The organism is Xanthomonas sp. WHRI 8393, from assembly GCF_040203315.1.
Lineage (GTDB): Bacteria > Pseudomonadota > Gammaproteobacteria > Xanthomonadales > Xanthomonadaceae > Xanthomonas > Xanthomonas arboricola.
In genome coordinates this window covers 587,572-613,107 of the sequence record NZ_JBEGGL010000001.1, presented here as the reverse complement: position 1 = coordinate 613,107, position 25,536 = coordinate 587,572, and the positions used below count along the sequence as shown (strand labels likewise).

Here is a 25,536-nt window from a genome sequence, read left to right as displayed (position 1 = left end):
ATGCGCGCCCGTCTGCTCTGCGATTACCGCGCCGCGTACGCCAACCCGATCCGCTTCCGTGCTGGCCAGCAGGTGACCATCGGCGTGCGCGATGAGGAATGGCCGGCCTTCGCCTGGGTCAACACCGGCGACGGCCATGCCGGCTGGGCCCCGGTGGCCTGGCTGCGCCCGCTGGGCGACGGCCAGGCCAAAGCCCTGCGCGACTACGACGCACGCGAACTCGATGCCCACCAGGGCGAGGACGTGCTGCTGCATTACGAACATGGCGGTTGGTGGTGGTCCGAGCGTGCCGATGGCATGCAGGGCTGGCTGCCGGCCGCCGACCTCGAACTCCTCGACGACACCACGCCGCCGCTGCCTGCGGCGCAAGAGAACCTGCCATGAGCGAAGCCAAGAATTTCCACCTGCCCGACCTGGGCGAAGGCCTGCCCGACGCCACCATCGTCGAATGGTTCGTCAAGGAGGGCGACAGCGTCCGCCTGGACGATCCGCTGGTCTCGATGGAGACCGCCAAGGCGGTGGTCGAGGTGCCATCGCCGTTTTCCGGCACCGTGACCAAGCTCGCCGGTGCCGCCGGCGACATCATCGTCACCGGTGCGATGCTGGCGCAGTTCGCGTTGGACGCCTCGCAGCCGCAGCGCGCCGATGGTCAGGACACCGGCCACTCGCACGGCCCTGCACCCACGCACACGCCCAGCACCGGTGATAGCGCGGCCGGCCCGACCGCACGCGTGGTCGCCTCCGACAACGGCGGCGAGATAGCCGACGCCGATTCCAGTGGCGGGAGCGAGCGTGACGACGCCGGTACCGTGGTCGGTGCGATGCAGAGCTCCAACGCAGTGCAGAGCGAACAGGCGATCGCCGTGGGCGGCGTGCGCGCGATGCCGGCCGTGCGCGCGCTGGCGCGCAAGCTGCGCGTGGATCTGGCCCAGATCCGCGCAAGCGGCCCGGATGGCACGGTGACGATGGCGGATGTGAAGCAGGCCGCCGCGGCCGGCAGCGCGCCGCTGTCTGTAGCGCGCGCCGGCGCCTCGGTCACCCCGAGCAACGGCAGCAATGCGCCCGTAGCCGCGCTGCACGCCGCCGGCACGCAATCAGCAACCAGCGCAGCCGGCAACGCGCAACCACGTGCAGCGCTGTCTGCCAGCGGCAAACCGATGCGCACCCAGTCGCCAGGCGTGGTCGCCAAAGGCCAGCCGGAGCAGCTCAAGGGCGTGCGTCGCAACATGGCGCGCGTCATGGCCGATGCGCACAGCAAGGTGGTGCCGACCACGCTCAACGACGATGCCGACATCCACGCCTGGCAGCCCGGCAACGATGTCACCGTGCGGCTGGTACGCGGCATCGTGCGGGCGTGCCAGGCGGTGCCGGCGCTCAATGCCTGGTTCGACGGCGAGGCACTCAGCCGCACCCTGCACACGCAGGTGGATATCGGCATTGCGGTGGATACCGAAGAAGGCCTGTTCGTGCCCGCATTGCGCAATGCCGACATGCTCGACGCGCACGGCATTCGCGAAAGCGTCAACCGGCTGCGCCAGCAGGTGGAAAACCGCAGCATCGCCGCCTCCGAACTCAGCGGCTACACCATCTCGCTGTCCAACTTCGGCATGTTCGCCGGCCGCTACGCCACCCCGGTGGTGGTGCCACCATGCGTGGCCATCGTCGCCGCCGGCCGTGCGCGTTACCAGCTCACCCCGGTGATGGGCGGGGTGGAAACCCACAAGGTGATGCCGCTGTCGCTGACCTTTGACCATCGCGCCGCCACCGGCGGCGAAGCCGCGCGTTTCCTGCGCGCACTGCTGGACGATCTGGCGCTGGCCGTGTGAACTGACGCCGCCACACCGGCCTTGCGCCATCGCTTGCCGCGCCGTGCTGGGCGGCAGTGCTACGACAGCATTGGCCGGACGCGTGTCAGTGCTCCACGACGCCTTCCGCGCCATGGCAGAGTCAGTCAACGCACTCCACGCTAAACTTGAGCGCCGGACACCAGGCGTTGCGATGCGGACATTTGTCACTCAGGGAGATGGACTTCCCGCGCGGGCATCGCCGATCGGCAATGCCATCATGGAGGCCCCATGAACACACCCGCGACCGACGCTGACTGGCGTCCAGTGGACTGCCCGCCGCTGGCATGGCCGGACCTTGTCGATGACGATGCACGCCTGCAGTGGTACCGACAGGTCTGCACCGCGTATGCCGCACTTCTCGGCGACGACGCTGCGCAACCCGCCAGCCTGCAGGCCGTACTCGCGTGTCAGGCGCGCCTTGGCTGCGCGCTGCCGCCGCTGCTTGCCCGCTATCACGGCGAAGTCGGCTGCCTGGAACTGGCCGAAACGCTGTGCACGCCGGGCGACACCGCACCCAGCATCGAACCCCTGCAGCAGGCCTATCCGAGCATCGACGAGATCGAGGCGAGCGCCGAAGAACAAGCCTTGATCCCGTCGCTGATCGTGTTCGGCGACTACCTGGGCAATGGCAATCTGTGGTGCTTCCATCGCGACAACGGTGCGGTGTATTACTTCGACCACGACGATGGCGCGATGCTGACGCGCCTGTTCGATTCGGTCGCCGTCTATCTGGATGCGCTGATGCTGCTCTGCCTGGGCGAGATTCACGACGATGATGCGGCAGCCCAGGCGCTGCTGGAAGAAAGACTGGGAAGACAGACGGTGCGCAAATGGCGGTACTGACGGCACCGCGAAAAACCATCGGTGTCGTTACCTCACCGCTGCGTCGCAGTCATTGCTTCAATCGCCCACAATGACGCATGTGCCCGGAGATTTCACGATGTCGTTCGACCAGCTCGACCTATCGCCACAGCTGCTGCCTGCCTTTACCGCAGCGCTGACTCGCGCCGGTCACCACACGCCCACGCCGATCCAGCAGCAGGCCATTGCGCCGATGCTGCAGGGGCGCGATCTGATCGCGATGGCGCAGACCGGCTCGGGCAAGACGCTGGCCTATGCGCTGCCGCTGCTGCAGCAACGTTGCCTGGCGCCCGACACCGCGCCGCGCGTGCTCGGTGCGCTGGTGCTGGTGCCCACGCGCGAACTCGCTGCGCAGGTGGAAGACACCTTGCGCCAACTGGCCGCGCATCTGCCGCGGCGGCTCAAGATCGTGGCGGCCACCGGCGGCAGTTCGATCAATCCGCAGCTGCTCGCCCTGCGCGGTGGTGCCGATATCGTGGTCGCCACGCCCGGGCGGCTGCTGGATCTGGTCGACCACAACGCGCTGCGCCTGAGCGAAGTCGCCACACTCGTGCTGGATGAAGCCGACCGTCTGCTGGAGCTGGGCTTCGGTGCCGAGCTTGATCGCATTCTGGCCTTGCTGCCGACGCAGCGCCAGAGCGTGCTGTTTTCGGCCACGTTTCCGCCCGGCATCGCCTCGCTGGCCAAGCGTCGCCTGCGCGACCCGCTACGCATCACCGTTGCCGCCACCCCGGAGGCTGCGCCTGCGATCGAACAACGCGCGATCGCCGTCGATGCCGGCCAGCGCACGCAACTGCTGCGCCACCTGCTGCAGGAGCATGGTTGGTCGCATGTGCTGGTGTTCGTCGCCAGCCGGCACACCGCCGAAAAAGTCGCTGAAAAACTCGGCAAGACCGGCATCAACGCGCAGCCGCTGCACGGCGAGTTGAGTCAGGGCCGGCGCGAACGCGCCCTGTCTGCCTTCAAACAGCGCGAGCTGCAGGTGCTGGTGGCCACCGATCTGGCCGGGCGCGGTATCGATATCGATGCGCTGCCGGCCGTGATCAATTACGACCTGCCGCGTTCGACGGTGGATTACACCCACCGCATCGGCCGCACCGCACGCGCCGGCGCCAGCGGCCTTGCGATCAGCTTCGTCACGGCAGAGAGCCAGCCGCAATGGCGTTTAATCGAAAAACGCCAGGGCCTGCGCGTACCGACCAGCCTGGTCGCCGGGTTCGAGCCGAGCCCGGCGACCGCGGCGCCTGCAACACAGATGCCGAATCCCGGCACGCGCGCTGCGGACGACAACGGCGGCATCAAGGGCAGGCGACCGAACAAGAAGGACAAGCAACGCGCGGCAGCGGCGACGCAGGCAGGCAAGCCCGACTGAAGGCGCTGCGTGACACCTGGCGCGCTGTCGTCACGCCAAGGCGGACGCCATGCGAAGACTCAGTCCTGCTCGAAATCCAGCTCGCCGCCCGGGGCGCTGTCGCCATCGGCACGCGGAGTCCGCTTGCCGGGCTTGCGCAGGATTTCCACGAAGAACTGCCCGCCACCTTCGCTGGTGAGCGCATTGATCGAGCGAATCAGCTCGGCCGGCGGCAGCGGCGCAGCACTGGCCTCGTCCACCCCGAAGCGCATGTCGAAGTCCCAATAATCCGCTCCTTCCGGCAAGTCCTTGCGACGCTCGCGGCGGATGTACTTGCGGATATCGTGCTTGCTGGATTCCAGCAGACGATCGCGGTTCTTGCCTTCGAGGTTGAGCTGGTAGGTCTTGCGCATGGCGACATCGGTTGGGAGCTGGCCGCCTATTGTGAGGCCACACGGCCGTTCTGGGTGAATGGCCGGGGATTCGGTGGCCGGCGGCATGGGCGCAAGCGTTTGCCTGCCTCGGCGTGGAGAAGGCCACGCGCGCCCTGCGCCAGCATGGATACACGCCGCCGCTACGACGCGACGGGCGGCCCGTCGATGCAGGCTGGCACAGGCGGGCAGGCCGCCGCCTCATGCACGACGATGGCGTGTCGCACACCTCGGCCTGCCACCTGGCTGACGATGTCGATGTGAAAGGCGTGCCCAACGTGGCTGCAGCGGTGCTGCCGCAGATGATCAAGCAACAGTCCGGCCACGTCTTCAATACTTCCTCGATCGTCGGGCGCAAGGTGTTTGGCCAGGGATTTGCGGTGTCCTCGGCAAGCAAGTTTGCAGTGACCGCGTTCACCGAAGGCCTGCGGATGGAAGTCGGCAAGAAGCACAACATCCGCGTCACCAGCATTCAACCGGGCATCGTCGCAACCGAGCTTCCGGCACAGACCACCGGCGCGGAATATCAGGCCATGATGCCCGGTTATGCCGGCACGGTTCGCATGCTGGACCCGATGGATAGTGCCGACACCATCCTGTTCGCGGCGCAGGCACCGTCCAACGTCAACATCGCCGAAGTCTTCGTGCTTCCGACCGACCAAGTCTGAGTCTGCGCCTCACCAGGCAAACCGCAGGGCACGGACGCGCTGTCGTCTGTGCCCTGCGCGGCGCCACGGTTCCCGCACGCCGGCCTGCCGGCCGGCCGGCTGTCAGTTCGTCGCAGGCCGCGGCGGCGGCCCACGCTGGTGAGCGACCGCGCTCCAACCCGTTCGACAACAGCGACTTGGCCGCCCTGGCCCAGCGGCATCAGGCGTGCTGCGTCGCTGCCCGGGTGCTACCGGAATCGGGCCGGATCTTGAACCAGATCGAATACATCGCCGGCAGGAACACCAGCGTCAGGATCGTGCCGGCCAGGGTGCCGCCGATCAGCGTATAGGCCAGCGTGCCCCAGAACACCGAATGCGTGAGCGGGATGAACGCCAGGATCGCCGCCAGCGCGGTCAGGATCACAGGGCGCGCACGCTGCACGGTGGCTTCCACCAGCGCATGGAACGGGTCCAGCCCTTCGGCCTCGTTGTGATGGATCTGCCCGATCAGGATCAGCGTGTTGCGCATCAAAATGCCCGACAACGCGATCAGGCCCACCAGCGCATTGATGCCGAACGGTTGCTGGAACAGGATCAGGGTCGGCACCACGCCGATCAGGCCGAGCGGGCTGGTCAGAAACACCATCACCATCGCCGAGATCGAACGCACCTGCAGGATGATGATCAGCAAGGTGGCCGCCAGCATGATCGGGAACAGCGGCAGCATCGCGGTGGTTGCCTTGCCGGATTCCTCGATCGAACCGGCCTCCTTGATCTGGTAACCGCTGGGCAATGTGTCGATGATCGGCTGCAGCTGCCTGGTGATCGCCGCCGAGACATCCGGCGGCTGCAGTTGGTCGTCGACATCGCCACCCACGGTGATCGTCGGCACCCGATCGCGGCGGCGCATGATCGGCTCTTCCATCCGCACATCCACCTTGCCCACCTGCGACAGCGGCACGCGCTGGCCGTTGGCACCGGCCAGGGTGAAGTCGGCGATGCGTGCCGGATCGAAGCGCGTATCGCCAGCCGAACGCGCCATCACCTGCACGCTGCGGATATCCTCGCGCACCAACGTGACCGGCACGCCGCTGAGCAGGAACTGCAGTTGCTGCGCCACCGCGGTCGAGGTCAGCCCCACCGCCTGCAGGCGGTCCTGGTCCAGGGTGAAATGCAACGTGGGCGTGCGCGTGCCCCAGTCGGTGTTGACGGTGCGCAGCATCGGGCTGTCCTGCATGACCTGCTTGACCTGCGCGGCGATGCCACGCACCACTTGCGGGTCCGCCCCGCTGACCCGGTAGGCCACCGGGAACTGCGAGTACGGGCCGAAGGTAAGTTGGGTCACGCGTACGCGCGCTTCGGAGGCCAAGCCTTCGGCAACCGCCTTGCGCATGCGCAGCTTCAATGCGTCGCGCTCGTGCTGGTTGTCGGTGCGCACCACGATCTTGGCGAACGACGGATCCGGCAACTCCGGGCCCATCGCCAGGAAGAAGCGCGGCGCGCCCTGGCCGATGTAAGCGGTGACAATCTTCGCTTCGTCCTGTTTGGCCAGCCAGGCTTCGAGCTTGGCCGTGGCCGCGCTGGTCTGGGTGATCGAGCTGCCGTACGGCAGTTGCACTTCGACCAGCACTTCAGGGCGATCGGAGATCGGGAAGAACTGCTTCTTGACGATGCCCATGCCCAGGATCGCAAGCACGAACAGGCCCACCACCGAGCCGGCCACCAACCACTTGCGCGCGATGACGCGTGCCAGCGCATTGCGGAAGCGGTTGTAGCGCGGCGTGTCGTACATCGCGGCGTGGCCGCCTTCGATCTTCTTCAGATCCGGCAGCATCTTGACGCCCAGGTAGGGCGTAAACACCACCGCCACCACCCACGAGACGATCAGCGCGATCCCCACGATCCAGAACATGTTGCTGGTGTATTCGCCGGCAGTGGAAGCGGCAAACCCATTCGGCATGAAGCCAACCGCGGTCACCAGCGTGCCGGACAGCATCGGCGCGGCGGTATGGCTCCACGCATAGGCCGATGCGGCGACGCGGCTGTAGCCTTCCTCCATCTTCACCACCATCATCTCGATCGCGATGATGGCGTCGTCCACCAGCAATCCCAGCGCCAGGATCAACGAGCCCAACGTGATGCGGTCGAAGTTCTTGCCGGTGGCCAGCATCACCACGAACACCGCCGCCAGCGTCAGCGGCACCGCGGCCGCCACCACGATACCCACGCGCCAGCCCATGCTGACGAAGCACACCAGCATCACCACCAGCAGTGCGACGAAGAACTTGGTCATGAACTCGCCCACCGACGCGTCGATGTTGACCGCCTGGTCGGTGACCTTGCTCAGGGTCATGCCCAGCGGCAGCTCGGCATTGATTGCGCCCACTTCGCTGTCCAGCGACTTGCCCAGATCCAGCCCGTTCCAGCCATCGCGCATGATGATGCCCAGCAGCAACGCCGGCTCGCCGCCACTGCGGATCATGAAGGTGGACGGATCTTCGTAGCCGCGTTTGACCGTGGCGATATCCGACAGTTTCAGGGTGCGGCCCTGCACCACCAGCGGGGTGTCGCGGATCTTCTGCAGGCTGTCGAGCGCACCGTCCAGGCGAATGAACACCTGCGGCCCGCGCGTCTCCACCGAACCTGCCGCATTCAAGGCGTTCTGCGCATTGAGCGCCGCAAACACCTCCTGCGGACCGACGCCAAGCGTGGCCAGGCGCTCGTGCGAGAACTCGACAAAGATGCGCTCGGGCTGTTCTCCGATGATGTTGACCTTCTTGACGCCCGGCACGTGCAACAGGCGCTGGCGCAGGCTTTCCGCATCGCGCGCAAGCAAACGTTGCGGCTCGCCCTTGGCCTTGAGCGCGAACAGCGCGAAGGTGACGTCGGCATATTCGTCGTTGACCATCGGCCCGATCACACCGGCCGGCAGGTTGCCGACTTCGTCGCCCACCTTCTTGCGCGCCTGGTAGAACTGCTCCTGCACCTGGCTGGGTGGTGTGCTGTCCAGCAAGGTCAAGGTCGTGAACGCAAGCCCGGGGCGCGTATAGGTTTCGCTGCGGTCGTACCAGCGCAGCTCCTGCAGGCGCTTTTCGAGTTTCTCGGCGACCTGGTCCTGCATTTCCTGCGGCGTGGCGCCAGGCCAGGCGGTCACGATGGTCATGACCTTGACGGTGAAGGCCGGGTCTTCGGCACGGCCAAGCTTGAGGAAGGCGACCAGGCCGGCCAGCGAAATCAGGACGATCAGGAACAGCGTGATCGAGCGCTCGCGCACCGCCAGCGCGGAAAGATTGAACCCACCTTCGCTCACGGCTGCGCTCCTGCCGCGGCTGCGGCCTTGGCGCCGGTCGTGGCGCCGGCGGCAGGCGCAATCGTGTTGACCACCCGCACCTGCTCGCCGTCGCGCAACAGGTGCGCACCCAGTGCCACGATGCGCTCACCGCGCGCCAGCTTGCCGGCAACCGTGGCGTGGTCGTCGTCCAGGCCCAGCACCGTCACCGGCCGCCAGCGCACCTTGGCCGGATTGCCGGCAATCACCCACACGCCCGGCCCCTTGCCGGCATCGAACAACGCGGCCAGCGGCACCTGCAGCCCGGCCTGCGGGCCGGCGGCCGTGCCATCGGCGATGCGCAGGCTGACGGTGGTACCCAGCGGCGCATCGCCCAGTGCGCCATCGAGCACGTAACGTGCCTCGAAGGTGCGGGTCAGCCGGTCGGCGCTTTCGGACAGCTGGCGCAAGGTCGCCGGCACGGTGACAGCGGCATTGCCGAACAAGGTGGCCTGCGCTACCGAGCCGACCTGCGGGCGCAAGGTTTCCGGCAACTGGATCACCGCCTCGCGGCGGCCGGCATGCGCCAGCCGCACCACCGGCTGCCCGGCCGCGACGACCTGGCCCGGTTCGACCAGCGTCTCCATCACCACGCCATCGGCGTCGGCCAGCAGGTCGGTATAGCGGTTGGCGTTGCGGGCCACTTCGGCCTGCGCCTGGGCGGCGCTCAGCTGCGCCCTGGCGGCGTCGGCGGCGGCCTTGATCTGGTCGTAGGCCGAAGCCGAGATGGCGCCGGTGCCACGCAGATCGCGGTAGCGCGCTTCATCCTCACCCGCCTGCTGGGCGCGCGCCTGCGCGGCCGCCACCGCGTCCTGCTGCGCCCGCGCGGCGAGCTTGAGGTCGACCGGGTCGATCCGCAGCAGCGGCTGGCCACGCTTCACGCGCTGGCCGGCATCGACCAGCCGCTCCTGCACCTTGCCGGCGACCCGGAACCCCAGGTCGCTCTGCACCCGGGCCGCGACCGTGCCGGAGAAGCTGCGCGCCGCTGCACCGGCGTCTTCGACGATGGCCACCCGCACCAGCGGAGCCGCGGTGCGCGGATCGGAGGGGGGCGCCTTGCCGCAGGCGATCAATGCCAGCGGCAGCACACAGAAAGCGGCAGAGGTAACGAGGCGCCGAAGCATGGCAGATCCAGGAGCGAGCTGATGAAGGCTCGCATCCTGAGACTTGTGACTAAATCAGTCAATAGTCACAAACGAATTTAGGGCGACAGGCTGCGGAGCACCAGGCTCGACAACAGCACCGGCACCTCGTCGGCCTGCTCCAGGCTGTGCTGCAGCAGCAGCGGGTTCATGTAAGGGCGCAGCACCATGTAAATCGCCTGCGTGGCCTCGTCCAGTGGCGTCTTGCGCTCGAAATCGCCACTTTGCCGGCCTTGCTGCAGCACATCCTGCAGCAGCGTCTGGATGCGCACTTCATAGGCGCGGACCGATTGCCAGCGCTCGGTGGCCGCCGACGTGGCGATCTCGTACAGCTTGCGATCCTGGAAGAACAGCCGGAGGCTCGCCTCGATCATCACCTTGAAAAGCCTGCGTAATTTTTCCGGCGGCTGCTCCGCCTCGTCGACTGCGGCACGCACCTCGGTCTCGATTTCGCGCAGGCAGTTGCTGCAGATCATCTCGCCGATGGCCTGCTTGGATTCGAAGAACTTGTAGATATAGGCCTTGGAGAACCCGATCGCCTTGGCCAGGTCCGAAACGGCGGTCTTCTCGTAGCCGTAGCGGCTGAAATGCTCGGTGGCCGCAATCACGATCTGATCGCGCACGTCATGGTCGGCCGGGCCGCGGCCCGAAACCGGATAGCTGGATGTCTTGCTCATGCCGCCAGCTTAGCGCCCCGGCGCCCCACATACAAAAGTGACCATTTCGTATTATAGTCACACCTCATCCCTGCCCGCCCGGTCTGCCATGTCCCCGTTCCGTCCTGTTGCCCTGCTTGTCGTTGCCAGCCTTGCCACGGGCTGCGCAGTCGGTCCGACCTACACCCGCCCCGCAGCGCCCCTGCCAGACCGTTACGCGGGCCAGGCGGCGGTCGAAGTGCGCCCGGCAGCGCGACCTGCCGAGCTTTCGACCTGGTGGACCGGCTTCGACGACGCGGACCTGAGCCGCTACGTCACCCAGGCGCTGGCGCAGAACCTGGACCTGGCCCAGGCCACCGCGCGCGTCACCCAGGCCCGCGCCGGCCTGACCGCCGCCACTGCTGCGCTGCTGCCTTCAGGCAACATCAGCGGCAACGCGACCCGCGCCTACCAGTCATTGGAAACGCCGCTCGGCCAGGTGCTCAACAGCACGCCCAACTTCGACCGCTATGCCAGCACCTACGAAGCCAACCTGGGTGCGAGCTGGGAGCTGGATCTGTTCGGCGGCCTGCGTCGCGGGCGCCAGGCCGCACTGGCCGACTACCAAGCCAGCGAAGCCGGCGCCGCCGCCACCCGCCTGACGGTGGCGGCGCAGACCGCCGATATCTACATCAGCATCCGCGGCCTGCAGGCACGGCTGGAGGTGGCGCAGCGCCAGGTCGCCACCCAGCAGGGCCTGCTGTCGATGGTGACGCTGTTGCACGGCAAGGGGCTCGCGCCGGAGTTGCAACTGCACCAGGCGCAAGGCGCGCTGGCACAGGCGCAGGCCTCGGTGCCCGGCATCGAAAGCGGCGTGGTCGCGGCGATGAACGCCCTGGACGTGATGCTGGGTGTGCCGCCTGGCACGCACCGCGCGGAACTGGCCGCCACCAAACCGATTCCGCTTGCACCGCGGATCGCCGAGACGGGCACGCCCGGCGACCTGCTGCGCCGCCGCCCCGATCTGATCGCGGCCGAACGCAGGTTGGCCGCGTCGAACGCGCGTATCGGCGTGGCGATGGCCGAGTACTACCCCAAATTCTCGCTCAGTGGACTGCTCGGCAGCGCCACCGCGATCTCCGGCGCCAACCTGTTCACCGGCGATGCCAGCCAGTCCGCCGGCGTGCTGGGCCTGCGCTGGCGGCTGTTCGACTTCGGCCGCATCAATGCGCAGATCGCCCAGGCAAAGGGCCAGGAAGCCGAGCAGCTGGCGGCGTATCGCCTGGCGGTCCTGCGCGCCACCGAGGACGTCGAAAATGCATTCACCGCACTGGTCAAACGCGAACAACAAGCCAGCGTGCTCGCGCAAGGCGTGGACGCACTGGGCAAGGCGCGCACCGCGTCGGCGCTGGCCTACGAAAAGGGCGTGGTCAGCCTGATCGAAGTGTTGAATGCCGACGAGCAATTGCTGCGCGCGTCCGATGCGCAGGTGCAGGCGCGCACGGATGCCGCGCGCAGTGCGGTGACCACCTTCAGGGCGCTGGGTGGCGGCTGGCAATCCAGCACCGCCGACGCAGTTGCGCTGCAGCAGTCGTCACCGCGCTGACGCAAGCACGGACAAGGTCGCTACCGGGCAACCGCAAACTGCGGCGCTTGCCTCATATCGGTGGGCGTCGTCTGTGCGCCAAGCGGGTCCTGCATCTCTGGCGGAAGAAAACTCGCTGTCCTCACCGCGACCCGGGTGCAGATAACGACTGCGCGTCGCCGTGCACGCGATGGCTGCTGCAGCCCGCGCAGTCGTCATGTGGTCAATCGGCGTGGAAACGGATGCCTTGATTGATCGTGCATTGATACGCCAGCACCGGCCCGCGTTGCTGCAGACCCGGCAGGTCGTACATGTAGGTGGTGAAACGCACGCTGCCATCCGGGCGCAGCTGGTAGCGCATGAACTGCTGGATCGGCTTGCCGTCGTTGGCCACGGTGAAGTGCGAACCAGAGAACGCGGCAGTGCCGTCCTCGGTGATGCGGTACGCATCGATATGGCGGCCGCCACGGGTCTGGGTGACCGGCGTACCTTCTTCTGGTGTGCAGCGGCCAAGATCGGTGGTCAGGCTGACGTCGTAACCGGATTCCAGGGCTGCGAGCACTTCCGCACGGGTATTGAGCGATTCGCTGGCCCAGGCGGGCAGCGCGCAGGCGCACAGCGTGGCGAGCAGGGCAGCGGGAGCAAGACGGGGCATGGCGAACTCCAGGATGAGGGAAAGAAGCGACCTGGACTGTAATCAGCCCAGGGCCGTCAACATGACCCAGTCCTGTCTGCAACGGCGCACTGCGCTACGCATCACGCGGCATGATTGCGCTGTTTGGCGAAGTCCGCGCGAGATTGCGCCGTGCGGGCTATGCCTGCGCGCGCAGAGGCTGTTTGTTGCGCGATCGGGCGCTTCTATCGCCAGAAAAAGACGAAGGAATGTCGGTCGACGACAGACGACAGACGACACGAGCATTACGCAAACGTCTGATGCACGCACAAAAAAATGCTGCTACTGGCACGCGTCGACCGGAAGCAACTTTTTCAAAGAGGCATCACCCAAACCCGCGGGGCTGCGCACCTACCCTCATCCGGCGCTGGCGCGCCATCTTCTCCCGATGGGAGAAGGGTTCAAGATGCGGGGTGATGAGGCACTCTCTCGATGAGAGAAGGCTCAAACTCGCACTCGTCACAGCTTCAACTTCATACAACCATCAAGAAGCTGCAATGCAAATCCACCCAGCTACAAGCGCGCATTGACCTCGCGCGGCACCTGTTCCGGCTCCGGCTGTAACGCCGGCATCGCGCCCAGCAACAGACGGTCTGCCAGGGCACGTGTAGCCACACGCAACTCCGGCACCGCGGTGATTTCCCAATAGCGCCCGCGCAGCAGCGGGCCCACGCAATACAGCCCCGGTACGATCTGCCCGGCGCCATCGCGCATGCGCAGTTGTGCATCGGTATCCACGCCCAGGCCCAGCGGATCGGCACGTAATAGCCCCGCCTCGCGCATGCCGGCGATCAGCGGGTCGCTGGTGCGGTCGATATCGGTATCCAACCCTGTGGCGCGGACCACCGCATCATAATGATCGGTGTGCGCGTCGGCCGATCCACGCGGGCGAATCACCGCTTCCACGCCGTCGGGCACCCAACGCGCACGCAGCAGGCGCGCTGCGACGATCTGCAGTTGCCCCGATTGCTGCAATTGCGCCAGCTGTTCCGCTGCGCCCGGCGCAACGCGGTGCCGCGCCACCTCCCAATACGGGCGCAGATGGCGCAGGAAACGCGCACGCTGCGGCAACTCCAGCCGCTGCCACAGCGGTTGCAGATGCGGGCGCAAGGCATCCACCACGCGTCGCCAGTCGTCGACCACTGCGCTGAGCTGACGCACACCGCGCAACAGGCCACGCAGGTCGGCATCCTTGAGTGCGCGCTGCAGATGCGGCGGCAACTCCAGCGCCGCACCCGGCTGGCGCAGATGCGCCTGCGGCGCCAGGCCGCGTCGCGAGATCGCCAGCAGGCGGCCGCGATGCCCGCGCGTGTGCAGGGTCAATGCCACATCCACCATGGTCAGCCCGGTGCCGACGATCAGCACATCGTCGTCCGGCGACAAGCGCGCCAGGGCATCGCCCTGCCACGGCCAGCCGATATAGCGCGGATGCACGCTCAGGCGCGGGCCGATCCCGGCCAACGCCTGCGGCTGCAGTGCGCCCACCGCCAGCACCACCCGATCGCTGTGGAAGGCATCGCCATTGGCCAGGAATACGCGAAAGCCCTTGCGCGCACGCTCCACCGCCACTGCTTCCTGCGACAGCCGCACGATCGACGCCTGCGCGCCACTGACCGCGGTATCCAGCTCGCTGCGCAGATAATCGCCATAGGCAAGGCGCGGCAGGAATTCCAGTCGCCCGCTGTCGCCCAGATGCAGGGTATCGGCGAAGGCGCCTGGCGCCTGCGCGTCGATCCCCAGGTCCTTGGCACGCACGTTGAGCAGGTGCTCCGGCCGGGCGGCACCATAGGCGATGCCGCTGCCGAAGGTCTCGGTCACGCCGACCAGAGTGATACGCACCTGCGCATCGGCCGTCTGCGCCAGCGCACGGACCAGCGCGGTGCCGCAAAAGCCGGCACCGATGACGGTGATATGGGTTTCCATGTGCAACTCCCACTGAATGACCCGCACGTTGTGCCCGCAGCGCGGCGCAAACGTGTAAACAAATGGTTAGCGGCGAGAAATCGAAAACGCATGAGCTGATCATGCTTGGTGATGAGGCTTGCGTTGCAAGCGGCGTGCGGACGGCATTGCACAAAGATGACAGCGCACGCGACCGCAGCCAGGTGCCGGTGCATGGCTCCCAACCTGGGTCGCAGCGCAGCGCTGCGCAACACGATTTAGGGTGGTTGACAAAACGTAGCGAGCAATCGCTCGGGACGTGTGGACGGCGCGCTCAAAACCTGAGTGCACGAGTGGCACATGGCAATTCCCAGCACCGCCGCGCGCCTGGGGATGAGCGCATTAGATCGCCAGCCCGCTACGCGCGGTGGCCGGCGCGTCGTTGGCAGAAGCGATGGAAGTAATGGAACGGACAGCAGACATTGCGACGATGCGTTCAACACTGCAACGGCACCGAGCACCGCGTCATGACCGGGCTGCTCGATAATGTCGGTTTCCGATCGAGTGTCCGCCATGTCCATTTCCGCAGCACCCACGCAAATCTCGCCGCGCAATCAACGCGTGCTGATCGCAGGCGGCAGCCGTGGCATCGGGCTGGCCATTGCCGAAGCGTTCGTGCGCAACGGCGCGCAGGTCTCGCTGTGCGCACGCAATGCCGATGGCCTGGCACAGGCCGCCCACGCGTTGGCGCCTCATGGAGCCCCGGTACACACCTTCGCCTGCGACCTGTCGGACGCTGCGCAAATCGAGGCCTATGTGCAGGCCGCAGCACAGGCGCTGGATGGGCTGGACGTGGTGATCAACAATGCCTCCGGTTATGGACACGGCAACGACGATGCGAGCTGGCAAGCCGGCCTGGACGTGGATCTGATGGCCGCAGTGCGCTGCAATCGCGCCGCACTGCCGCATCTGCGCAACAGCGATGCGGCAGTGATCCTGAATATCAGCTCGATCAATGCGCAACGTCCCACACCACGTGCGATCGCCTATTCCACCGCCAAGGCGGCGCTCAATTACTACACCACCACGCTGGCCGCCGAACTCGCCCGCGAGCGCATCCGCGTCAACGCGATCGCACCGGGCTCTATCGAGTTTCCGGACGGGCTATGGGCCCGCCGCCGCGATGAAGAACCGGAGCTGTATGCCCGCATCCGCGACAGCATCCCGTTCGGCGGATTCGGTCAAGTGCAGCACATCGCCGATGCGGCGTTGTTCCTCGCATCGCCGCAAGCACGCTGGATCACCGGGCAAGTACTGGCGGTGGATGGCGGGCAGTCGTTGGGGGTGTGAGCGAGGATTTGTGCTGGCGAAGATGCCGATCCGCTGCACGCCAACCCGTAGGAGCGTGCCTGCGCGCGATGAAGCTTTATCGGTAACGCCTCGTCGCGCGCAGGCACGCTCCTACGAACAGCAGACAAGCAGTTTCTCCATCTGCGACACCCTCGCGACGACGGGCGGGTGCTGATGGAGGGTGGGCAGTTCTTCGGGGGTGAGCGGTATTTTTATGCTGGCGGAAATAGCAATCGGCTGCACGCTAACCTGTAGGAGCGTGCCTGCGCGCGACGAAGCTCTATCGGTAACGCCCCATCGCGCGCCGGCACGCTCCTACGATACGGCGGCGTCTCACCTCTATCCGGCTGCCTCGCGACGAGGCGATGAGGCGGCGTTAGCCAGCCAACTTCGCCGCCTCGACGCTGTGCTCGCCACGCGCCGGTGCCAGCGCGGCGCCCACCATGGCGGCGGCAATGCGTTCGGCCGGGTTGATGCGGAAGCGGCGTGGTAGCAGTGGGCCGAGCGCGCCCAGCACGAGGCTGCCGATGTGTTCGCCGGTGCGCCGCTGCTCGCGTTCGCCGCCGATCAGGCCCGGGCGCACGAAGGTGAGCGAGGGGAAGCCGACCGCGCGCAGGTCGCGTTCCAGTTCGCCCTTGACGCGGTTGTAGAAGATGCGCGAGTGCGCATCGGCACCGGCCGCCGAATTCAGCACGAACACCGAGGTGCCCTGCGCGCAGGCGGCGCGTGCCAGCGCCATCGGGTAGTCGTGATCGATGCGGTAGAACGCCTCGCGCGAACCGGCCTGCTTCATCGTGCTGCCCAGGGCGCAGATAGCCGCTTCCATGCGCGGCGCGGTCCAGTGATCCAGGCGCTCGAAATCGATCACCTGGTTGCGCAGCTTGGGATGGATCTGCGACAGCGGCCGGCGCGTGATCGCCACCACGCCGGTACAGCGCGCGTCGGCCAGCAGCTGTTGCAAAACATGTCCGCCGACCAGACCGGTGGCCCCTGCCAGCAGCACGTCCATCAGACCGCCCCTGCCATCAGCGTGCGCCCTCGGAGACGATGCGTGCGCTGCTGGCGATGCGATCGCGCTCCACCGCCAGCAAGGTCAGCGAGTGCGCCGGCGCCTTCCATTCGCTGCCGCCGGCCACCACGCGGCCGCCATGGCGTGCGGTGTCGACCAGCACGCGCCAATGTTCGTCGTGCATCGCCGGCAGCGTGAACGACACGCTAGTAGAGGCGGCGTTGATCAGCATCAGCAAGGTCACGTTGGCGGCGATCTCGCGCAGACCGGTGGTCGGCGAGCGGCCATCCAGGCGCAGCATCAGCGCGCGCGCTTCCGGGTCGTGCCAGCCGGCTTCGTCCATCTCGTGGCCGTCCGGTGCCAGCCAGGTGAGATCCTTCAAACCCAGCGCTTCGTCGAACTTGCCATCGAAGAAGCGGGCGCGATGCAGCAGCGGGTAACGCTGGCGGATGCGGATCAACCGCCGCACGAACGCAGCCTGATCGGCGGCGGCGGCCTTGGTGGCAGCAGTCCAGTCGATCCAGGTCAGTTCGTTGTCCTGGCAATACGCGTTGTTGTTGCCGTTCTGGCTGTGGCCGAACTCGTCACCGGCCAGCAGCATCGGCGTGCCCTGCGACAGCAACAACGTGGCCAGCAGGTTGCGCATCTGTTGGCGGCGCAGCTGCTTGATGGCCGGGTCGTTGGTGTCGCCTTCGACGCCATAATTGGCCGAGATATTGTGGTCGCTGCCGTCCCTGCCCTCTTCGCCGTTGGCGAAGTTGTGCTTGCCTTCGTAGCTGACCAGATCACGCAGGGTGAAGCCGTCATGCGCGGTGACGAAGTTGACCGACGCAGTGGGGCGGCGGCCGCTATGGTTGAACAGGTCGGCCGAGCCGGTCAGGCGCGTGGCCAGTTCGGCCAGCTGACCACCATCGCCACGCCAGAACGCGCGCACGTTGTCGCGGAACTTGTCGTTCCATTCCACCCAGCCCGGCGGGAAATTGCCGACCTGGTAACCGCCCGGGCCGATATCCCACGGCTCGGCGATCAGCTTGGTCTGGCTCAGTACCGGATCCTGGCGCACCGCATCGAGAAAGCTGCCCGAGGGATCGAACCCATAGCGCTCGCGGCCGAGGATGCTGGCCAGGTCGAAGCGGAAGCCGTCGACATGCATTTCCTGCACCCAGTAGCGCAGCGAGTCCATCACCATGCGCAACGCGCCGACGTTGGTCAGGTCGAAGGTGTTGCCGGTGCCGGTGTCGTTGATGTAGAAGCGGCGATCGTCGGCCAGGCGGTAGTAGCTGGCGTTGTCGATGCCCTTGAACGACAGCGTCGGCCCCAGCTCGTTGCCTTCGGCGGTGTGGTTGTAGACCACGTCCAGCAGCACTTCCAGCCCCGCATGATGCAGGCGCGCCACCATCTGCTTGAACTCGGCCACGGTGCGCGTGGACATGTAGCGCGCCTGCGGCGCGAAGAAGCCCAGCGTGTTGTAGCCCCAGTAATTGCGCAGGCCTTTTTCCAGCAGGTACTGGTCGTCGACGAAGGCGTGAACCGGGAGCAGCTCCACCGCGGTGACGCCGAGCGAGCTGATGTGGTCGATCAGCTCGTCGGTCTTCAGGGCCGAGAAGGTGCCGCGATTTTCCGGCGGCACTGCCGGATGCAGCATGCTCAGCCCGCGCACGTGCGCTTCGTAGATCACCGTGCGGTTCCACGGCGTCTGCGGCGGGCGGTCCTGGCCCCAGGTGAAAGCCGGGTCGATCACCGCCGATTTGGGCATGAACGCGGCACTGTCGCGACGGTCGAAGCTCAGATCCTTGTCGCGGTGGCCGATGGTGTAGCCGAACAGATGCGGCGCCCATTTGAGCTCGCCGACGATCTGCTTGGCATACGGGTCCAGCAGCAGCTTGTTGTGGTTGAAGCGATGCCCGGCCTCAGGCGCATAAGGTCCATGCACGCGGTAGCCGTACAGCTGGCCGGGGCGTGCGTCGGGCAGATAGCCGTGCCAGACCTCATCGGTGTATTCGGGCAGCGCCAGACGCTCCTGCTCGCGGCCACGCTCGTCGAACAGACACAGCTCGACACGGGTAGCGTTGCGCGAGTACAGCGCGAAGTTGACCCCCAGGCCATCCCAGGTGGCGCCGAGCGGGTTGGGACGGCCTTCGCGAATGCGCGAGCGCTGAGTGAACTTGCGGGTGGCCATCGGTAACTCCTGAGAACGGTGAACTCAAAACGCTGAGCGAATGCGGGTGCCTGCGTGCCCGGGCACGCTCACCCTGGCACGGCACAGCCTGCAGGGTGAACCATGTAAGGTGACAGAGGCACCGTTACTGGCGTGCAGTCACCGGCGGGCCAGCCTGTTCGGCGGCGCGCTCTTCGGCATCCACCAGCCGCTCGGCCATAGCCCAATGCCGATCTGCGTGGCCGTCCGGGCGGCCTTCGGCCTCCCAGATCTCCTGTGCCAACTGGCGAAGCCGCGCTTGCCGTTCCGTGTCGTTCATTGCTTACGTTCTCTTAGGGGGTCAACAACACTGCCACTGGCGCACGTGCAAACAGCGTGGATATCGCCACGCGGCCGCCTTGCGGCTGCAGCGTGCTGCCATCGAGCACATTACGATACGTGGCGGGCGGCAATGCCAACGACGCCTGACCCCAATTGGCCGGCGGCACCAGCAGCGGCAGGTCGCCATCGCCCTGGTTGCCGGCCCCCAGCCGCGTCACTGCCACCACCAGCGACTGGCCGCGGTACTGGCGGCGGAACGCCAGCACCTGCGCATCGCCGCTGACCGCCACGGTCAAGGGCTGATAATCGCCCTTCGCAAACAGCGACGGATGTTCGGCACGCAGCTGCAACAGCAGTGCGGTGAGACGTGCCTTGACTGCGCCATCGCGCCAGCTGCGCAGCAGCGTGTTCCAGTCGCGCGCCTGCTGCAGCCATTGCTGGCGCTGCGCGTAGTCGACCGGGCGGCGGTTGTCCGGGTCCACCAGCGACAGATCCCAGCCTTCGGTGCCCTGGTACAGGTCAGGCACGCCCGGCACGGTCAGGCGCAACGTGGTCTGCACCAGCGCATTGCGCGCACCGGCCGCGGCGATGTGGTTGCTGGCGCGCAGCAGCGCCCGCCGCAGCGGCAACCCGGCGCGGCTGCACAGCACCTGCTCCACGGTGGCCTGCACGGCCTGCTCGTAGGCCGGCGAGCCATCGGTCCAGCTGGTGTGCAGCTTGGCTTCGCGCACCGCCTTGAGCAGCCACTGCGCAATGCGCTCGGCGTACTCGGCCAGCGGCTCAGTCTGGTCGGCGCCCAGTCCGATCGGCCAGGCGGCCACCAGGGTCTGCCAGAGCATCTGCTGGTCGCCACCGGCCAAGGCCGGCGAGTCCAGCGTCTCGGTCAAGGCATCGAACTGGCTGCTCTGCTCGATCCACCAGCGCGGTTGCTCGGACAGCACCGCCAGCCGCATGCGCAGGTCTTCGCCGCGCTTGTGGTCGTGCGTGGCGGTGGCCAGCAACGCGCGCGGGAAGTGCTTGGCGCGTTCGAGATTCTGCGCGTGGAACTCGGCCGCGTCGTTGGCGAAGTGGGTCGGATGGCTGCCGACCTCGTTGCGCGACAGCAGCACGCCATGCCGGTAGAACGCGGTGTCTTCCACCGACTTGGCATTGAGCGGTGCGGACAACTGCTCCACGCGACGACGCAGGATGCGCCGCAAGGCGACCTGCGCGCGGTCGGCGCCGGCATCGTCGAGCAGCCAGCGCTCGATCGCGTCGACGGCCGCAACGATCGACTCCGGCATGCCCTCGCGCGCACGCGCGGCAGTGGCGCGCAGGCGCTCGGCTTCGCTGCCGGTCACGCCCTTGGCACCGGCGTAGGTGCGGTACACCGGAAACCAGCGCAGCAACACGCACAGGCCGCGCGCCAGCATCTGCGGGCTAAACTCGCGCGTGGGCGGGTCCAGTCGCGCCAGTGCCGACAACGCACCGACGGCGCGATTGAATTCGGTCTGCAGCGGGCCGCGCAGGATCTCGTCGCGTGCGCTGCGCTCTTCCTGTGCGAAATCGCCACTGCGCCCGCTCACCTTTTGCCAGGCACGCGCCAATGGCTTGAAGCCGGCCGGGTCATGCAGCACGCCGCCGACCTGGTCCATGAAGTCGTAGCCGGTGGTGCCATCGCAGGGCCAGTCGGCGGGCAAGGCTTCGCCGGGCGCCAGAATCTTTTCCAGATACAACCCCAGCGTGCCGGGCTTGAGGCCACGCGTGCGGCCGGCCGCATCCAGCCGGCTGCGCAGCTTGCGCACATAGCCGGTGGGGTCGGTGAGCCCGTCCACATGGTCGATGCGCAAGCCATCCAGGTGGCCTTCGGCCACCAGCCGCAGCGGCAGCGCATGCACCGCGTCGAACACCGCCGGCAGCTCCACGCGCAATGCCACCAACGAGGTGATATCGAAGAAACGACGGTAGTTGAGCATGTCGTTGCCCACACGCCACCAGTTCAGGCGGTACGGCTGGCGCTCGATCAGCTTGTGCAGGCGGCCATCGCCGCGCTTGGCGCCGTCGTTGTAGTCGCGCAGCCATTGCGCACGTGCGGCCTTTTCCGGCACTTCCAGTGTCTGCGGACGGATCGGGTAACGCTGGTCGTAATGCGCCAGTGCCGCGCTACCGTCGTCCTCCACCACCAGCGTGATCAGGCCTTCGGCCAGTGCGGTGGCATACGGGCGGTCCAGCACCGCCAGCCACAACTTGCCGTCGCGCCCGGGCGCGCGCCAGTCGATGTCGAACCAGTCGGCATGCTTGGCGCTGCGGCCATTGCGCAGCACATCCCACCACCATGCGTTGTCCGCATGCGTGGCCATGTGGTTGGGCACGATGTCGGCGATCAGGCCCATGCCATGCTCGCGCGCAGCCTGCGACAGGGCGATCAGCGCCTCTTCGCCGCCGAGTTCGGGATTGACCACGGTCGGGTCGATATTGTCGTAGCCGTGCGTCGAGCCCGGCACTGCAGTGCCGATCGGCGACAGGTACAGATGGCTGATGCCGAGGCCGGCGTAATACGGCACCTGCGCGAGCGCATCGTGCAGGGTGAAGCCGACATGCAGCTGCAGGCGGGCGGTGGCGCGAAGTTCGATCATGGATGCGGTTCCGAAACAGCCGCGACGCGACGCGCCTCGGCAAAGCCCTGCAGCGCCGTACTCAGGCGCGCATGCGGCAAGGGATCGGGCAGGCGTCGACGCCAGTTGGGATGGACCTCGACGGTGCCCGGCAGATTGGGTTGTTCTTCCAGCGCCAGCGCGTCTTCCACCGGCAGCAAGGCCAGGGGCGACACGCTAGTGGCGGTGAAGCGCAGCGCGCCCAGCAACGGATCGTCCGCAGCGCTGAGGCCGGCGTGTTCGACCGCCGCATCCAGGCGTGCCAGATCCTTGCTGCGCGCGGTGGCGTCATCGCTGGCCTGCGCGGGCTGGATCAGTTCCAGCTTGCGTCGCCAGTCGATATCGCGGCCTTCGCGCCAGCCGGTCAGGGTGGGCAGATCGTGCGTGGTGGTGGTGGCCACCGCATCCGGCCGCCACAGCGCCGGCGAGACGAAGGCGCCATCGTCGTCGCGGGTGAACATCAACACATCGATGCCCATCACCCCGCGCCGGGACAGTTCCTCGCGGATGCCCGGCGGCACCACGCCGAGGTCTTCGCCGATCACGATCGCCCGGTGCCGCCACGATTCCAGCGCGAGCAGGTTGAGCAGATCGTGCAGTGGATAGGCCAGATACGCGCCTTCGTTAGAGCTGGCACCTTCCGGCACCACCCACAGCCGCAACAACCCCAGGATATGGTCGATGCGGATGCCGCCGCGGTCGCGCAGCACTGCGCGCAGCAGCGCGATGTACGGCGCATAGCCGCTACGCCGCAATGCGGCGGGCGAATACGCACCGATGCCCCAGTGCTGGCCGTCGGCATTGAAGGCGTCCGGCGGCGCGCCCAGCACCAGGCCGCGCAGCACGGTGTCGGCGGCCGCCGCGGCTTCGGCGCCATTGGGATCGAAGCCCACGGCCAGATCGGCGATCAAACCGATCTTCATGCCGCGCTCGTGCGCCTCGCGTTGCGCATCGGACCAGCTGCGCGCCGCCAGCCATTGCGTGAACACGTGCAGCTGCGGATCGCCGTCGCCGAAATCCTGCGCGGCAAACCGTGCAAAGCCCTCCAGCGCCTCGCCCCCCTCGCTGCGGAAGGCAACCAGATCGGGATGATCGGCGGGCACGCGGGTGTAGAGATGGCGCAGCAGCTGCCACTTGGCCTGCGCCGAGGCCGGCCAGTCGATCAGGGCGCTGTGGTGCAGCGTATCGAAGCGCTCGCGCAGGCCGGGCACCTCGTTGATCGCCTCCAGTGCGAGCTCGCCCAATACGCGCACCGGTGCGGCATGCAGGGGATCGAGAAAACGCCGGTCGCTGGGCGAATACGGGCTGTAGCCGCCGGTGACCGGGCGCGCGGCATGCACCGGGCTCAGGGCCAGGGCATCGGCGCCGGCCAGTGCGGCATGCCGCACCCATTCCACCGTGCCGGATGCGTCGCCGATGCCGGCGTCGTCGATGCTGCGTGCCGAATACACCTGCAGCGCCATGCCCCAGGCACGCGGTGCCGGCAGGCCACAGGCATCGGCCACGCTGAAGCAGCGTTGCGGGGCGACCGCGACCTGCTGGGTCAGGCTGCCGATCTGCAGCGTCCAGTAGCCGAAACGCTGCGGCGCACGCACCTGCCCCTGCGCATCGGCATGCGCCGGCTCGCTGGCGCCGCTGTCGTCCAGCCAACGGCCGCTGGCATTGGCGGCGACCGACACCGGCAGCAACCCGGCCACCTGCACGGTCAGCAGCGGCGCCGGCTCGGTGGCGTGCGCCTTGCAACGACGCAGGCTGTCTTCGCGCTGCGCAGCGGTGCCGGCAGGCAGTTCCAGCGCGGTGAGCACCGCATGCAGCGATTGGTTGGACACCTGGCGTGGCTGGTCGCTGGCATCCACCCAGTCCACCATCACCCCGGCCGCGCCGGCCAGCGCATGCAGATCGCTCCTGCTCAGATCACGGGTACTCATGCGCGCGCCTCGTGCCAGGCGATGAAGCCATCGACCGGCAACTGCTGCGCGTCGGCAGCGACGTTTTCGACATGCGCCACGCGGCCGCGCAGCGGCGGCATCGGCACCGCCGAGGCACCGACGTTGAAGGCGATATGCCACAGCCCGTCGGGCAGCTCCCAGCTGGCGGTCACTGCGCCGTCGGCCAGCACGCTGGCGCCCACCGCGCGTGCCTGTGCAAGCCCCGGTACCAGCCACTGGCGACGCACGCCCAGCAGCGCCTTGAACCAGGCTGTCCACTGCACGCCTTCGCCCTGCGCGGCATCTTCGATCGGCGAACGCGAGGCGGCGAAGGTATCGTGGCTGTTTGGATCGGGAATGGTGGCGCGCTGCGCTTCGTCGGCGAATGCGGCGAAGTGCGCAAACTCGCGACGCCGCCCTTCGCGCACTGCATCGTCCAGCGGCGGGCCGAAGTCGGTGAAGAACAGGAACGGCTGCGTGGCGCCCCACGGCTCGCCCATGAAGAACAACGGAATCATCGGCGTCAGCGTGGTCAGCGCCAGCGCAGCACGCAGGCGTTGCGGCGACACCAGCACGCTCAGCCGCTCGCCGCGCGCACGGTTGCCGATCTGGTCGTGGTTCTGCGCGAAGACCACGAACTTGTGCGGCGGCAGCGCCCCACTGGGCTCGCCGCGCACATGCCCGCGCGGGTCCGGCTCGCCCTGGTAGGCGAAACCTTCGCCGAGCACGCGCGCCAGGTGTTCGGTGGGCTTGTCGGCAAAGGCGGCGTAATAGCCTTCCTCTTCGCCGGTCAGCAGCACGTGCAGGGCGTTGTGGAAATCGTCGTCCCACTGCGCGGTGTAGCCGCGTTGCAGCTGCGACGCCTGGTTGGCCTCGTTTTCCAGCACCAGATGCACGTGGCGGCCGGCCGGCAGGCTGGCCTGCACGGTCTGCCGCAAGGTATCCAGGAAGGCGTTCGGGGTGATCGCATGCACCGCATCCAGGCGCAGGCCGTCGAAGCCGTATTCGTGCAGCCACATCAGCGCATTGTCGAGAAAGTAACGCTGCACCTGCGGCTTGCGGAAATCGATCGCCGCGCCCCACGGGGTGGGCTTGTCCTCGTTGAAGAACGGGGCGGCATAGCTGTGCAGATAATTGCCGTCCGGGCCGAAGTGGTTATAGACCACGTCCAGCAACACCATCAGGCCGTGTCCGTGCGCGGCGTCGATCAGCGCCTTCAATTGGTCCGGCGTGCCATAGGCTTCCACCGGCGCGTACGGCAGCACGCCGTCGTAGCCCCAGTTATGCGCGCCCGGAAATGCGCTCAGCGGCATCAGCTCGATCGCGGTGATGCCCATCGCCGCCAGCTGCGACAGTTGCGCCTGCACCCCGGCATAGCCGCCACAGGTGCCGACATGCAGTTCGTAGATCACCGCCTCGTCCCACGGCCGTCCCTGCCACTGGGTGTTCTGCCAGGCGTAGCCATCGCTGCGCTGCACGGCGCTGGGGCCGTGCACGCCCTCGGGCTGCCAGCGCGAGGCCGGATCCGGCACCGGTTCGCCGCCATCGACGCTGTACCGATAGCGCGCATCCGCCGCGCATTCGATCACCGCGCTGAAGAAGCCATCCTGCGCGGGCTGCAACGCGACGCGCGCGCCGTCGTCGAAGACCACTTCCACGCTTTTGGCGTCCGGTGCCCAGAGCGCGAAGCGCACCTGTCCCTCACCCGCTGGCCATGCACCCCATGCCGGCGTGGTGTCGTTGCGCTCGTTCATTC

General features: G+C 67.2%; 19 protein-coding genes and 1 other RNA gene. 7 read left to right on the top strand and 13 right to left on the bottom strand.

All coding sequences use genetic code 11. From position 1 onward, the window contains the following. The 4 genes from ABQ137_RS02625 (at position 1) to ABQ137_RS02610 (ending at position 4,080) form a co-directional block, all read left to right on the top strand. Positions 1 to 384, top strand: coding sequence for an SH3 domain-containing protein (locus ABQ137_RS02625; protein ID WP_104593789.1), 384 nt, complete (start codon positions 1 to 3; stop codon positions 382 to 384). Continuing rightward, positions 381 to 1,826 (top strand): dihydrolipoamide acetyltransferase family protein, encoded by a 1,446-nt coding sequence (locus ABQ137_RS02620; RefSeq protein WP_104593790.1) that lies wholly within the window; start codon positions 381 to 383, stop codon positions 1,824 to 1,826. Before ABQ137_RS02625 ends, ABQ137_RS02620 begins: the two co-directional genes overlap by 4 nt. Positions 1,827 to 2,075: 249 nt before the next feature. After that, complete coding sequence (locus ABQ137_RS02615) at positions 2,076 to 2,690, top strand: SMI1/KNR4 family protein (RefSeq protein WP_104593791.1); 615 nt, start codon at positions 2,076 to 2,078, stop codon at positions 2,688 to 2,690. A gap of 97 nt (positions 2,691 to 2,787) precedes the next feature. After that, positions 2,788 to 4,080 (top strand): DEAD/DEAH box helicase, encoded by a 1,293-nt coding sequence (locus ABQ137_RS02610; protein WP_349781067.1) that lies wholly within the window; start codon positions 2,788 to 2,790, stop codon positions 4,078 to 4,080. Positions 4,081 to 4,139: 59 nt separating this feature from the next. Here the strand turns inward: ABQ137_RS02610 and ABQ137_RS02605 are convergent, their stop codons facing one another. After that, complete coding sequence (locus tag ABQ137_RS02605) at positions 4,140 to 4,472, bottom strand: DUF6172 family protein (protein ID WP_104593792.1); 333 nt, start codon at positions 4,470 to 4,472, stop codon at positions 4,140 to 4,142. Between the two features lie 221 nt (positions 4,473 to 4,693). On the opposite strand from ABQ137_RS02605, the gene ABQ137_RS02600 reads away from it, so the two are divergent. Next, positions 4,694 to 5,158: an SDR family oxidoreductase gene (locus ABQ137_RS02600; protein WP_238601135.1), complete on the top strand. Its 465-nt coding sequence runs from the start codon at positions 4,694 to 4,696 to the stop codon at positions 5,156 to 5,158. A gap of 199 nt (positions 5,159 to 5,357) precedes the next feature. Here ABQ137_RS02600 and ABQ137_RS02595 read toward each other — a convergent pair whose 3' ends face one another. The 3 genes from ABQ137_RS02595 to ABQ137_RS02585 form a co-directional block, all read right to left on the bottom strand. After that, complete coding sequence (locus tag ABQ137_RS02595; protein WP_349781066.1) at positions 5,358 to 8,447, bottom strand: efflux RND transporter permease subunit; 3,090 nt, start codon at positions 8,445 to 8,447, stop codon at positions 5,358 to 5,360. After that, positions 8,444 to 9,589 (bottom strand): efflux RND transporter periplasmic adaptor subunit, encoded by a 1,146-nt coding sequence (locus ABQ137_RS02590; protein WP_065033031.1) that lies wholly within the window; start codon positions 9,587 to 9,589, stop codon positions 8,444 to 8,446. The genes ABQ137_RS02595 and ABQ137_RS02590 overlap by 4 nt, the downstream gene beginning before the upstream one ends. Positions 9,590 to 9,666: 77 nt before the next feature. Continuing rightward, positions 9,667 to 10,284 carry a TetR/AcrR family transcriptional regulator gene (locus ABQ137_RS02585; RefSeq protein ID WP_039517156.1) on the bottom strand — a complete coding sequence of 206 codons (618 nt, stop codon included), beginning with the start codon at positions 10,282 to 10,284 and terminating at the stop codon, positions 9,667 to 9,669. An 88-nt stretch (positions 10,285 to 10,372) separates the two neighbouring features. Here ABQ137_RS02585 and ABQ137_RS02580 point away from each other — a divergent pair, with 88 nt between their 5' ends. Beyond that, positions 10,373 to 11,848 (top strand): efflux transporter outer membrane subunit, encoded by a 1,476-nt coding sequence (locus ABQ137_RS02580; protein WP_184515723.1) that lies wholly within the window; start codon positions 10,373 to 10,375, stop codon positions 11,846 to 11,848. A gap of 202 nt (positions 11,849 to 12,050) precedes the next feature. On the opposite strand, the gene ABQ137_RS02575 is transcribed toward ABQ137_RS02580, so the two are convergent. From ABQ137_RS02575 to ABQ137_RS02565, 3 genes are all read right to left on the bottom strand, one after another. After that, a complete protein-coding gene (locus ABQ137_RS02575) occupies positions 12,051 to 12,482 on the bottom strand; it encodes a VirK family protein (protein WP_024938233.1) in 432 nt (143 codons plus the stop codon). Positions 12,483 to 13,013: 531 nt separating this feature from the next. Beyond that, positions 13,014 to 14,423, bottom strand: a complete 1,410-nt coding sequence (locus tag ABQ137_RS02570) for an FAD/NAD(P)-binding protein (protein ID WP_184515720.1) — start codon at positions 14,421 to 14,423, stop codon at positions 13,014 to 13,016. A gap of 243 nt (positions 14,424 to 14,666) precedes the next feature. Beyond that, positions 14,667 to 14,743: non-coding RNA, sX9 sRNA (locus ABQ137_RS02565), on the bottom strand. Between the two features lie 211 nt (positions 14,744 to 14,954). Here ABQ137_RS02565 and ABQ137_RS02560 point away from each other — a divergent pair. Continuing rightward, the gene (locus ABQ137_RS02560) at positions 14,955 to 15,731 is read left to right on the top strand and encodes an SDR family NAD(P)-dependent oxidoreductase (protein ID WP_184515717.1); all 777 of its coding nucleotides are present in this window, start codon (positions 14,955 to 14,957) and stop codon (positions 15,729 to 15,731) included. Positions 15,732 to 16,107: 376 nt separating this feature from the next. Here the strand turns inward: ABQ137_RS02560 and ABQ137_RS02555 are convergent, their stop codons facing one another. The 6 genes from ABQ137_RS02555 to treZ all read right to left on the bottom strand — a co-directional run bounded on the left by ABQ137_RS02555 (position 16,108) and on the right by treZ (position 25,534). Next, positions 16,108 to 16,740 (bottom strand): NAD(P)H-binding protein, encoded by a 633-nt coding sequence (locus tag ABQ137_RS02555; protein ID WP_184515714.1) that lies wholly within the window; start codon positions 16,738 to 16,740, stop codon positions 16,108 to 16,110. Positions 16,741 to 16,756: 16 nt separating this feature from the next. Continuing rightward, positions 16,757 to 18,919 carry a glycogen debranching protein GlgX gene (gene glgX, locus ABQ137_RS02550; RefSeq protein ID WP_016901662.1) on the bottom strand — a complete coding sequence of 721 codons (2,163 nt, stop codon included), beginning with the start codon at positions 18,917 to 18,919 and terminating at the stop codon, positions 16,757 to 16,759. 124 nt (positions 18,920 to 19,043) lie between these two features. Next, positions 19,044 to 19,217: a DUF2934 domain-containing protein gene (locus tag ABQ137_RS02545; protein ID WP_005993048.1), complete on the bottom strand. Its 174-nt coding sequence runs from the start codon at positions 19,215 to 19,217 to the stop codon at positions 19,044 to 19,046. Between the two features lie 13 nt (positions 19,218 to 19,230). Next, complete coding sequence (treY, locus tag ABQ137_RS02540) at positions 19,231 to 21,834, bottom strand: malto-oligosyltrehalose synthase (protein ID WP_184515711.1); 2,604 nt, start codon at positions 21,832 to 21,834, stop codon at positions 19,231 to 19,233. Further along, positions 21,831 to 23,780, bottom strand: a complete 1,950-nt coding sequence (locus tag ABQ137_RS02535) for a 4-alpha-glucanotransferase (protein ID WP_184515708.1) — start codon at positions 23,778 to 23,780, stop codon at positions 21,831 to 21,833. The genes treY and ABQ137_RS02535 overlap by 4 nt, the downstream gene beginning before the upstream one ends. Beyond that, positions 23,777 to 25,534, bottom strand: coding sequence for a malto-oligosyltrehalose trehalohydrolase (gene treZ, locus ABQ137_RS02530; protein ID WP_184515705.1), 1,758 nt, complete (start codon positions 25,532 to 25,534; stop codon positions 23,777 to 23,779). Before treZ ends, ABQ137_RS02535 begins: the two co-directional genes overlap by 4 nt. Positions 25,535 to 25,536: the final 2 nt, after the last annotated feature.